Below are 11,617 nucleotides of genomic sequence, written 5' to 3' on the forward strand. Positions count from 1 at the left end.
GAAGGCTTTTGTAGTAACGATTCTGGTTCCAATCACACAATTTAGAGAACCGTTGAAAATCTATGAACTCCCGAAAAGGCTTGCCATATAAGTATTTCGCATCTAAGTACAATTGCTTATTGCAAAAGTGGGATGCTCCCATTACCCCGATCGCATTCTCATCAATTAGTTTAATTGCTTCCGTCGCATCGAGATGAAAACGATTCCCTTCCATCGGCACAAAACGCGGTTCTACCTCCCAATAACGACAGAATTTTTCCCAACAAACCTGCACATTAATGCCCATGACTAAATTAGGTTTATCGGTGGGTTTACCCTCTTTTTGTCGGCGATAGCGCCACTGCCATTTTAAAGCCATGCCTCCCAACATCGCCGCTTCACTGGAACCAATGGTAGAACAACCGGTTGCCGATGCGCCTTTGGGAGCATTCCAGAGTCTAGCGATCATATTCACACAATGCAGTTCAATTTCGGCGGTTTGTGGGTATTCATCCTTGTCGATCATGTTTTTATCGAAGGTTTCCGCCATTAATTGTTTGGCTTCTGGTTCCATCCAAGTGGTGACAAAAGTAGCCAAATTCAGGCGAGAATTACCATCAAGGGCGAGTTCATCGCGGATTAAATTGTAGGCCACCGCCGGCGGCATTTCTCCCTCGGTAATCTCGTATTTAGGTACGGCGGAAGTCAGGGCGCGGGAAGCATAGGTGGGGGTAATTAGTGTCTCTTCTGGACCTAGGCGATCGAGATTAATTTTCTGATGAACCATAACTTCCTTAATAAAATATCTTTTTTGCTTAGAGTAAATTACCAATCATCCCAAAAATAATAGCAATAATCGAGACGGATAAAGAATAGGAAAGCATTCCGTAGGTTGCTACCAGCCGCCGCATCGCCGTACTATTAATACTTGTATCGGAGGTTTGATAACAAGCCGCTATACAAAAACCTTGATCGAGAAATTCCGTCCAATTAGGTTGATCTCAATCGGGAAAAACTAGGCCCTTACCATCATGATAGTAGCGCACTGCATATTCTTGGCTGTAGATCAGTTGTATGGCTAACCAAGCACTAATAATACCCAAAAAACCACAAGCAAAATGAACGATGGCGTGTTCGGAAGCGAGCAGATAAATTAATAGTCCGAAACTGCTGATCGTATAAAATAGGGATTCCAGAAATGCCACCGATGATTGGGAGATTTTAATAGTTCTAACTGCCAGGGGGCAACGCCAGAAATTCTGTAAGCTAGTAACATAATTGCCACTATTAAAGCGAAAAGAAAAGCTAAAACCAGTCGCAGAGTATTTGTCACCGGCAGCATTAAGACAATCAGAGCGACAATTATTTGACAGAGGCAGCGAATTTGAGTATAGCTTGGTTTTCTAGAGGTTTTTTTGATCATAGATCAAAGCAGAATTATCCCTAACTATTCTCTCATAAAAATCCGCTGGGTAAATTATGCGATCGCTGCTTGTAATTCCGGGCAACTGTACCAACTCCAAGGCCCGTCTAAAACTGGTTTGATATTCAGTTCTTCACGCCATTGATCTAAGGGTTTTTCTAATCCTTCTTCCCACTTGATCGGGAATAGGGGTTGGGCCTGGCGACCGATGGTAATTCCCCGAGAAATTAACTCGAATTTGTAACCGAGAGTTTTATTTAAATCGGCATCACTTTCCACCTCACTTAACAGAGTATCACTGGTAAAAAAAGTCATCAGTAAAGAGAGGAGATCGATGAGGAGAAAAGTAGGATAACGAGTTTGAGCGACCGTGACAGAAATTACTCCCAATTCTCCAAGAGTATCTAAACTAAACCCGGTGAGAATGTGATGGATATCGTGGGTTTTATCAATGCGAAAACCAATATAGTCGGCATCGGAATCAAATTGCTCGCGTTGGGGATAAAATTGCGGATCATAGCCCAAAGTGTGCATAATTGTGCCGTAAGTCCAACCGAGAGAACCTTTCGGCATTTTTAACATTGCTTCGAGATCGTAGGGTTTGCCGATGTATCTTTCTTGTACTAATTGCGCGGAGGCTGGTTCTTGCAGAACTGCTTTTACACATAACTCCATCGGGCGACTATTGACCAATCGGCGCTCGATTTCCCAGACATTAGCCGTTTCTTGGCCCGCACCAGCCGCTAGATCGACAAATTCCAGAAATCGATGCAAATTTTCGGGTGTGGCTAATTGATTGATGTATCTGTAACTCATGGAATTCTCCTCATCGGTAGATAAATTTACAGGCGGCTTAGAACAAGTGTATTAATAGCGCAGGGGGCCACCGTAACCACCGTATAAACCGACCCCGCGGGTACCGGCCCCCACCCCGTAAAAGCCGGGACCGACACCACCACCAACACCAATCCAATCGATAAATAGGGAAGTTGCCCCGCCGGCCTTGGGTAGAGTCCCTTCGATGAGCTTGTAGCTATAAATCAAGTCCTTGCCATCGATGACGGGATTGCTAATCTCGACGACAATTATAGTATTGTCTTGACGGCCAGGTTCATAGACCGAGAGGGTAGCATTGGGGGGATCGTTGGCAAAATTATCTTTTCCCGCCCTGGCTGTCCACTCATCCATGTAGGCGGCCATGGTCAGATTACCAGCAATCCGGTTCGGGCGATCGGAAAAGTATAATGTCTGTTTGTTGACGTTCACCAGGCGAATTGTTTTTGCGACGGGATCTACCTTAAGATCTTCCGCCGTTTGCACGAACATTAACTGCACTTTTTCTTGAGCAGGAGTAGTCTGGGCTACAGAAATATTGGGCATCCCCCAGCTAGTGATTGCCATGGCCGCTACTCCCAGAAAAAGTGTATAACGAAAACGCTTCAGGGATTTGGTCAATTGCTCAGAATTTCTCATGATTGCTCTCCTTAATACCCAGTTTAAACATACAACAGCTTATTTGATATTTCCAGTAATTTTCTTAGCTAACTATTTAGACTAATTAGCAATTGGCTATGATGGTAGTCTCGGAACGATCTGATCGACAAAAATATTAATCAAACCTGTCACCATAAATTGTACTCCGATCGCCGCTACAAATAGGCCCATAACTCGCTGAGTAATACTCAAGCCAATATCTCCTAAAAGTCTTTGTAACCATTTGCCAGCAGCGAGGATGAGAAAGACTAAAAAACTGACTAAAATTGTCATCAAAATCAGTTCAATGCCCGTACCAATACCTAGCCTTGATTCGGCTTCACTGGCATAAAGGATAACGTTAGCAATCACCCCAGGCCCCACTAATAAAGGCATAGCCATAGGAATAACAATCTGCCGATAAACTGACTTAGCTTCGCTGAGATAATCCCTTCCTTGCTCATTAATTAAAAGCTCTTTTGTCCCTGCCCCAGAACCGTTAACAATGTTGATACCGATAATCAACAAAAGCACGCCACCAGCCAGGCGAAAAGAGTCTAAGGTCACACCAAAGAATTTTAGCATTGCCGTTCCGATAAACAAAAAAATCAACAACAAACACAAGACAGTTAACGAGACAAATAGAGCCACGAGTCGTTGCACTTGTTTACGTTCGCGAGCGGTGTAACTAATAAAAATCGGCAGCATCCCCAGAGGATTTAAGAGTGCGAATAAAGTGATGGCAAAGTTTCTCAAAAAAGACCATTCCATAGGACAAAGTTGCTAATTTAAGCTCAATTTTTTTGCTTTTAACCGAGGGATAGTCTAGATAAAACTATCAGTATCACAAGTCCCCTTTTCTACTGCCGGGCCATGATAATTTTCAGACGTTCCTCCTGGTCGATCAGGTGGTCATGAGCGTCCGTACCCACATCCAGTTGAACCCAACCGATCTTACCGGTGAAACGACTGGTTTTCGAGGTGTATTCCGCCGCCACGGGGGTACCGGATTCGTAGCCGATATCCGTGGTTTCGTCGGCGGAGAAAATAAAAGCCTGAGTTCGTTCTACCCGACCCGTACCCACTGGTTGACCGTCGTAGTAGAGGGTGACATTTCCCCCCCGTCCTAAACCACCACCATCGTAGGCAAACTCCATCCGTACCTGATGCTTACCGGCCGGGATCGTCTCCGTCGCCTCGGTGACAAAACTTTCAATCCCCAGCACGTTATAGACGAACTTGGCTTTTCCATCGTGGCTATAGACACTCCAACCACCGAAGCGGCCGCCTTGGGCGATAATCACCCCGTCCGCACCTTCCGGGGGAATTTCCAGTTCCGCCGTTACCGAGAAGGATTTATTTTTGATGTTGATGACGCTATTTTCGGACAAACGCCCCATTCCGGCGAAAAATAATTGCGAGTTCCCCCCGGCGAGGGTGGGTCGGCCGGCGGTGGCAGGATCGATCCGTTCCACTTGGCGATCATCTAGGGGCAGTACATTATATTTAACCGCCTCGATCAGAAATTGTCGCTGTAGTTCGTGCAGTTTCTCTGGCATTTCCTGGCAGAGATCCCGAGCTTGCGTCCAATCCGTACTGCCGTCGTATAGTTCCCAGATATCATCGTCGAAAGGAACCATCGTCTGTCCAGTCATCACCCACGGGGTGCGGTGCTTGGTAATCGCGCTCCAACCCTTGTAATAGATGCCCCGATTGCCAAACATCTCGAAATACTGCACATCATGACGTTCGGGGGCGGCTGCGTCGTTAAAGGTATAAACCATACTCGTACCCTCGTAGGGACTTTGTAGGACACCGTTAACCATCGTCGGTTCGGGAATGCCTACCACTTCCAACACCGTCGGGGCCACATCAATGACGTGACAGAATTGGTGACGAATCCCACCTTTTTCCTGGATGAGTTTGGGGTAACGAACAATCGTACCGTTGCGGGTGCCGCCCCAGTGGGAAGCGACCTGTTTCGTCCACTTGTAGGGGCTACTCATCGCCCAGGCCCAACCGACCGCGTAGTGATTATAGGAATCGGGCGCACCGAAGTCATCTAGTTTCGAGAGGAGAAATTCCGGGGTTTCTAGACTCGCTAACCCGTTAAAGTTGGCCATCTCGTTAAACGCGCCCTGGAGCGTTCCCTCGGCGGAGGCACCGTTATCACCGACGATGACGTAAATTAGCGTATCGTCGAGGATTTCTAGCTTTTCTAAGGCTTGAATCACTCGTCCCACCTGATCATCGGTATGTTCCAGAAAGGCGGCGTACACCTCCATCTGGCGCTCTAATACCAGCTTCAGGCGCTCGTCCATGTCATCCCATGGGGGAATTTCGGCGTGACGGGGGGTGAGTTCGGCATTTTGGGGAATTACGCCCAGTTCTTTCTGTCGGGCAAAGGTGATCTCACGCTGGCGATCCCAACCGTGAGCGAATTGGCCTCGATACTTGTCGATCCACTCCTTCGGGACGTGGTGGGGGGCGTGGGTTGCGCCGGGGGCGAAGTAGGCAAAGAAAGGCTTATTGGGGGCGAGGGCTTTTTGTTGACTAATCCAAGCGATCGCTCGATCGGCCAGATCCTCGGTCAGGTGATAGCCTTCCTCCGGGGTTTTCGGCGGTTCGATCGGGGTTGTTCCCTCGTACAGTGCCGGCTCCCACTGGTTATTTTCGCCACCGATAAAGCCGTAGAAATACTCGAATCCACCCCCGCCGGAGGGCCAAGCGTCAAAGGGACCGATCGGGCTGGTTTGCCAAACTGGTACTTCGTGGCATTTACCGAATTGCGCCGTGGAATAGCCGTTCAGCTTCAGGGTTAAGGCAAGGGGGGCTTTGGTGTTGGGGCGGACGGAACTCTGTCCGGGGGCGGAGGTGGCGGTTTCGGTGATGTTGCCCATGCCGACCGAGTGATGATTCCTTCCGGAGAGCAAAGCCGCACGACTGGGAGAACAGAGGGCAGTGGTATGAAAACGGGTGTATTTTAACCCAGCCGCCGCTAATCGCTCGAAAGTGGGGGTATTGCAGGGACCACCGAAGGCACTGGCGGCTCCAAAACCCACGTCATCGAGCAGCACGATCAGCACGTTGGGTGCGCCGGCCGGCGGTCGGATATCTCGAATCGGGGGATAGTGGGTATCGGGATTCTTGGCATCGTAGGTGGTTAGACCGAAGGGGGTCAAGTCGGGAATCGGTAGAATTTGGCGTTGGATCGGTTTGTCTTGGGTCATCTTGAGGGCTCCTTTTAAATTGTGCGATCGAGAGGTGAAAATCGGAAAAATCGGCTATTTCGTTGACAACGGCAATACATGATCGCATTTTTAAAGTTTAATCAATAAGATGACGGCGTTGCCGAAGGCACTGCGTTCTCGAAGAGCGGCGAAGCCTAGCAGACCACACTAATTTGATTTTCTTAGCCAATTGATTAAAAGATTTTTAATGCGTGTTAGTCTTTCTGGTGAGATATTTCCTAAACGTGCATTGATTACAGATGATTCGACACTTGTTAATCGTCCTAGCCGAATTAAAGAAGCCACTTTAAGTCCAGTAGTAATATAGTCTATTATGATAAGTAGTCGTGCAAAATAAATTTCCTAGTGAAGAAAGGCAAGAGGCAAGAGGCAAGAGGCAAGGGGGGGTTAGATATGTGTAATTAATTTTGCTTAGGTACTTATATGATTAAATATTGAATTATTAAATTATTAAATGTTAAATATGGTCTAGCATACAGTTTTTCTCAGGTGATCCCAGAAAGATTAAGGATAAACCACAGAGGCAGAAAGAACACAGAGAGGAAGACAGATTCGAGCGGTAAAACTTATCACTTACATTCCAGCAGAGGATGTCAGCTTGTTCCAAATTCAGCCGTTGAGAAGTTTATGCCACTTTTCTGATCGGCTTCTGGCAAAAGTCAAAAAGTAATCAATAATAATATGCAGGGGTTAATTAGGGCTTGCTGAATAAATCTAAAAACCTTGTTGGATAAGACTTTTAGACTTTTTTGACCTCAAAAAGTGCCAGCTATTGCGGGGATCGGGGGCAAAATTCAGGTACTTTTTCCCTGAAAATTAGGCAACTGACTACCTCAAAATCGGTAAAACCCCACACCCCACACCCTGCCCCCAGGAAAAGCTTTTTCAGCAAACCCTAATTATTGCTACTATGGCAAGAGTACCTCTCGTCTGGCTTCCACCAGAAGTCTGTTGGTAGCTTCGGGAATTGTCAAAACCGAGATGTAGTTACTCATTGAACGCCACAAAGGCCAAAATATGGAGTATCGTTTATGAGCCATTTATCCCTATCCGAACAGATTAACGCGGAACTTCTGGCAATCCTGATCGAAGAGGAAGTCACCTATCCCTGGGATGTAACCGCTGTTGAGAGTCATGATCCCTTAGACGTGACAGAAACGCCTTTTTCTCTGTGTGAAGGACTAGAAGCGACGGCGATCGAGGCACAAGCTCATAGATTCTTTAGCAGTTTACACCAAAAATTCCCGACAGTTTCCCTTTCATCCCGGTCTAATATCTTTGATAAATTTGCCTCTTTACTGCCAGCCGAACATTTAAATCGTCTAGTAGAAAGTGCTGAAAATCTAGTTAATAGTCAATTAGATAACTTCGATCGCCTTGTTGTTTGTCTTAGCGAGCTTTTTCCCCAATGGTCTCCAGAAGATTTACAGGTTTTTGCCCGTCCCTACGCCTATACTATGCGTAATGGCCAGAGCAAAACCACTATAGACACCGAAGATTGGCAAAGTCTTTCCGAAATTGAACAAATTCGCCGGAGTGCAGCCATCGCCAGCCAGATTTTCCGCCACTTGTCTTCTCCTGAATAGTCATCTGGTTATCAGCCGCACTGCATTGAAACTGCCTATTAGACCTCCATCTAAATATTATAGTCATTTCAATTAGGATTGAGAATATCAATGCCAGAGTTCATAAGGGTTCAACCAGTCTAGACTGTATCAGAATTATCTGAAATGACTATATCTTAAGACTAAAAGTTTTTCTAGTTAAGGAATCTAAGCAAATAAAAATGATTTTAATTGCCTCATATTTTTTCAGTGAAATTGAATTAGCAACGATAGATACACATTTCAGCTTAGAACTACTCAGTTAGTACAAAAGCTAAAAGCAAGCTGTGACTGGGTTATAATTTTTGGAGATGTCTATTAGATATTTTAGTACAAATGCTCAAACTCTCTCTCCCCGCTCCATCTCCCCCTTCTCCCGTCTCCCCTTACCGATTACTGTTTACCGATCACTAAAAAAACCCCTACTCCCAATTCGGAGATATTGCTAGGGAAAAACGAAAAGTGCTGCCTTTACCTAATTCACTTTCTACCTCCATTTGACTTTGGTGTAATTCCACTAAACGACGGGTAATCGCTAAACCAATACCACTACCCCCAGAATAACGGGAACGAGAACGATCGGCCCGCCAAAAGCGCTCGAAAATAAAGGGTAAATCCTCTGCTGCGATGCCGATTCCCGTATCGATAACGGCAATTTGTAGGCGATTTTTGTCCCTTGTCACTTGCAGGGTAATTGCACCATGATCGGTGTAACGAATGGCATTACCGAGCAGATTAACTAAAATTTGTTCGAGGCGATCGGGATCGGCCATGACAGATGGTAAATTGGGGGGACAATCTAACTGTAAAGTCGGTCCATCTTCTAATAATTGATCGGCAAATTTTTCGATAAGAGAATTTAACAAAGTTAATAAATTAACAGGTTGCAGTTTAATCGAGAGATAACCAGATTCCGCTTGCGATAGCTCCTGTAGATCGTGGGTTAAACGTTCTAACCGGCGGGTTTCTTTCACTAATTTCTGATAAAGTTCTGGATTAGGTTTGATCGCACCATCGGCTAATTCCTCCAGATATCCCCGTACCACAGTTAAAGGGGTGCGTAATTCGTGGGTAAGATCACCGATTAATTCCTGGCGACGTTTTTCCACATCGGCTAAACTAATCGCCATCTGATTAAAACTGATGGCTAATTGATTTAATTCTGGGATTTCGCTTTCTGGAACTCGCGCCGATAAATCCCCTTCCGCAAAATTTTTAGTGATTTGTTTGATTTGTTTTACCGGTTTCATAATGCGTTGAGAAACCAAAAAACTCAGATAACCAGCTGCACTTCCTCCCGCAATAAATGACCAAATAGCACTACTATCCCAAGCCGTCTCAAAACCCCTAACCAAGAAAGTTCTTGCCGAGCGCACGGTAAAAAATCCCTGCCTTTCTAACTGTTCCAAACGCAAAACAAACATTCGGGGAGAAGATAATTTAGCAATGATAATAAAGCTACTCAATCCCACCACCATAACGAGGAGATGGGATAAAAATAATCTGGTTCCTAAGCTTAATTTTGGTGGCTGCATATTTGGTAAAAAACTCTATTTGTCGTCAATATTATTAACATTGTTTATCATAAAGATGAAGTATAACAGGATTGGGCATCGACGACCGACTCCCGAAAACAAAAACTTTGTACCTCACCATTAAGATAACAGCCATATATCCGGCTACAGCATCATAAAGAACTCTATCGGGTTCTTCCTGTGGAAGAATCTCCCCTTAAGCCATGCTGTGAGGGGAGAATAGGTCAAAACCTAACTTTTTGCCGCTCTATGCTATGGTATCAAGATGCGCTACTCTGTTAGGAGATGATTTTGCTTGAGTCATCTGCTCAAAGTAGCGTCTGTTTTTTTTAACCCTTACCCCCAAAAGAGAATCTTTTCTGTATGCTAGAGGCTAATAATCAGGGAGAGAATCAAATATTTCTCTATGAAGTTGTTTTTTCCGGTTCTTCTGGCTCTTTGCCTCAACGCTTCTCCCGGACAGTCCTGCGAGTACCTAAAAGCCGCATGAGTCAAGAAACACAGCGCCTCCTGCGCCAAGGTGCCAGGATTCTCAGTATAAAGCCTCTTGACCCAGAAACTGTCTCCATTAAGCCTAGTTTACCACCTCAACCCTGGTGGATAGAGATCACCACCACCCAGCCGAAATGTCTCTATTATTTCGGTCCGTTTGAGAGTTTTTCTGAAGCTTTATCCCATCAATCCGGTTATATCGAAGACCTACAATCGGAATCTGCTGTGGGGATTAACAGCGAAATTAAACAATGTCAGCCCGAGGTTTTAACTCAAGAAGATTTTTAATATATGGTATCTAATTATACAGATTTTTAGGAATAGTTAGTCTCCTTTTGTTTTCGTTGAATAATGCCTTCACCTTCACAGAATTTACAGGGGACGGATTCATTCTCTGTCTCTAGATAGATTCTTCCTTTGCCTTGGCAGTGGGAACAGATAACTTTTTCTTCCCACCAATAATTCTCTAAAAAAGCCTCATCGGTAATATAGGTAAAATCTTCAAACATTGGCTTGTCCTCTTATTGTTCAGATAGCTTAATCTGGGTTCACCTTTCAAGCTGAGAAATTGAAAATCAGTTTTACCCCCATAGTAAAAAAGATCGGGTTCATTCTCTTGGAAACTTAAATTACTTCATATTTATTCATATTTATTAATATATAATGAGTGTTCATTATCAATCTTTGCTAAAGCAGCACCCCCTGATTGTATCATAGCAGACATGGCAATTAACGACCAACTATACTTTAGACGTTCATAATCTGAGATTTATTCAACTTCTGAAATGGTAGAGTAAGCAAGGAATTCAGTTCTTTTTTATGTTTTAGATGGGCATCATTCAGACATTCATAAATAGCTGAAGAAAAGTCAGAAAAGTTTTCATAATATTTAGGGTTGGCTGAATAAATGTGAAATGTAGGTAAGGTAAGGGTTTTGTGGCTTTTCTCGCCAAACAGGTGCAAGATTTTGAGAGAATCGTGCTTCCAAACCTTGCGTTTTCATCGGCCTGCGTCCTGTAGGGGCGAAGCATTCGGGCATAACCTATCGGTGAAACCGGAGATTTTCTATCCGAATGCTTCGCCCGTACTTTTTGCCGCAAACCCTATTTAGTATTACAATCGATCGGATTTGGCGGATCTGAGTTTTTGTCCCTTTTGAGTTTCTCGATTTCTCGTTGATTGGCTTCCCGGTCAGCAGCCACCCATAATTCTTTATCAAAATCCCACTTGGCCTGTGTGTGTATTGCTTTTTCCCAAAAGCAGGCCGATTTAATTTGTTCTGGATGAAGATCCCTGGCTCCGTCGAGGATGGCTAGGATGAGGTTGGCTCCCTTGAGGTTGGCTCCCTTGAGGTTGGCTCCCTTGAGGTTGGCTTCGATGAGGTTGGCTCCGTAGAGGTTGGCTCGGTTGAGGTTGGCTCCGTAGAGGTTGGCTCCGTAGAGGTTGGCTCCCTTGAGGTTGGCTCCCTTGAGGTTGGCTCGGTAGAGGTTGGCTCGGTTGAGGTTGGCTCCGTAGAGGTTGGCTCCCTTGAGGTTGGCTCGGTAGAGGTTGGCTCGGTAGAGGTTGGCTCGGTTGAGGTTGGCTCCGTTGAGCTTGGCTCCGTTGAGCTTGGCTCGGTTGAGGTTGGCTCCCTTGAGGTCGGCTCCCTTGAGGTCGGCTCCGTTGAGCTTGGCTCCCCTCAAATTTGTCCGACTTAAATCAAGAATTTTAATTTTATTACTGGACTTCCCCGTTGACAAAAAGCCATAACCTGTGCTGTAGAAGGGATTAAGAGAATTTCCGCCGCCCCGTTACTGGGTACAAATCAGGGAAACTTCCAATAAATCTAACGCTTTTTGTTGCAGTTGGGTCGGTCGAGTT

At 45.3% G+C, this 11,617-nt stretch carries 11 protein-coding genes and 2 pseudogenes; 2 read left to right on the forward strand and 11 right to left on the reverse strand.

Going from position 1 to position 11,617, the window contains the following annotated elements; all coding sequences use genetic code 11:
- The 7 genes from O9323_RS17465 to O9323_RS17495 form a co-directional block, all read right to left on the reverse strand.
- Positions 1-766, reverse strand: a 766-nt coding sequence (locus O9323_RS17465; protein ID WP_288125481.1) for a pyridoxal-dependent decarboxylase, incomplete at its 3' end; no start/stop codon positions are given.
- 28 nt (positions 767-794) lie between these two features.
- Positions 795-938: a DUF1345 domain-containing protein gene (locus O9323_RS17470; RefSeq protein WP_154663925.1), complete on the reverse strand. Its 144-nt coding sequence runs from the start codon at positions 936-938 to the stop codon at positions 795-797.
- Between the two features lie 42 nt (positions 939-980).
- Positions 981-1,184 carry a DUF1345 domain-containing protein gene (locus O9323_RS17475; protein ID WP_002754665.1) on the reverse strand — a complete coding sequence of 68 codons (204 nt, stop codon included), beginning with the start codon at positions 1,182-1,184 and terminating at the stop codon, positions 981-983.
- A 272-nt stretch (positions 1,185-1,456) separates the two neighbouring features.
- A complete protein-coding gene (locus O9323_RS17480) occupies positions 1,457-2,218 on the reverse strand; it encodes a Coq4 family protein (RefSeq protein WP_002754668.1) in 762 nt (253 codons plus the stop codon).
- Positions 2,219-2,269: 51 nt separating this feature from the next.
- Entirely contained in the window at positions 2,270-2,875 is a 606-nt protein-coding gene (locus O9323_RS17485; RefSeq protein ID WP_002754669.1) for a hypothetical protein, read from the reverse strand.
- 96 nt (positions 2,876-2,971) lie between these two features.
- Positions 2,972-3,646 (reverse strand): MarC family protein, encoded by a 675-nt coding sequence (locus O9323_RS17490; protein WP_288125482.1) that lies wholly within the window; start codon positions 3,644-3,646, stop codon positions 2,972-2,974.
- An 89-nt stretch (positions 3,647-3,735) separates the two neighbouring features.
- On the reverse strand, positions 3,736-6,105 hold the full coding sequence (locus O9323_RS17495; protein WP_149107435.1) for an arylsulfatase: 2,370 nt from the start codon (positions 6,103-6,105) through the stop codon (positions 3,736-3,738).
- 1,052 nt (positions 6,106-7,157) lie between these two features.
- On the opposite strand from O9323_RS17495, the gene O9323_RS17500 reads away from it, so the two are divergent.
- Positions 7,158-7,712: a hypothetical protein gene (locus O9323_RS17500; protein WP_002736722.1), complete on the forward strand. Its 555-nt coding sequence runs from the start codon at positions 7,158-7,160 to the stop codon at positions 7,710-7,712.
- Positions 7,713-8,152: 440 nt separating this feature from the next.
- Here O9323_RS17500 and O9323_RS17505 read toward each other — a convergent pair whose 3' ends face one another.
- Positions 8,153-9,265 carry a sensor histidine kinase gene (locus O9323_RS17505; protein WP_002794844.1) on the reverse strand — a complete coding sequence of 371 codons (1,113 nt, stop codon included), beginning with the start codon at positions 9,263-9,265 and terminating at the stop codon, positions 8,153-8,155.
- Positions 9,266-9,628: 363 nt separating this feature from the next.
- Between O9323_RS17505 and O9323_RS17510 the strand changes: the two genes are divergently transcribed.
- Positions 9,629-10,045 (forward strand): DUF1816 domain-containing protein, encoded by a 417-nt coding sequence (locus O9323_RS17510; RefSeq protein ID WP_002737782.1) that lies wholly within the window; start codon positions 9,629-9,631, stop codon positions 10,043-10,045.
- 26 nt (positions 10,046-10,071) lie between these two features.
- Here O9323_RS17510 and O9323_RS17515 read toward each other — a convergent pair whose 3' ends face one another.
- The 3 genes and pseudogenes from O9323_RS17515 to O9323_RS17525 form a co-directional block, all read right to left on the reverse strand.
- A complete protein-coding gene (locus O9323_RS17515; RefSeq protein WP_002737105.1) occupies positions 10,072-10,266 on the reverse strand; it encodes a hypothetical protein in 195 nt (64 codons plus the stop codon).
- A 238-nt stretch (positions 10,267-10,504) separates the two neighbouring features.
- Positions 10,505-10,648 (reverse strand): annotated as a pseudogene (locus O9323_RS17520) (IS630 family transposase); the annotation flags it as partial.
- Between the two features lie 212 nt (positions 10,649-10,860).
- Positions 10,861-11,481, reverse strand: a pseudogene (locus O9323_RS17525) (pentapeptide repeat-containing protein); the annotation flags it as partial.
- Between the last annotated feature and the right edge of the window lie 136 nt (positions 11,482-11,617).

It is taken from the genome of Microcystis sp. LE19-131.1A (assembly GCF_027532015.1).
GTDB classification, from domain to species: Bacteria; Cyanobacteriota; Cyanobacteriia; order Cyanobacteriales; family Microcystaceae; genus Microcystis; species Microcystis ichthyoblabe_A.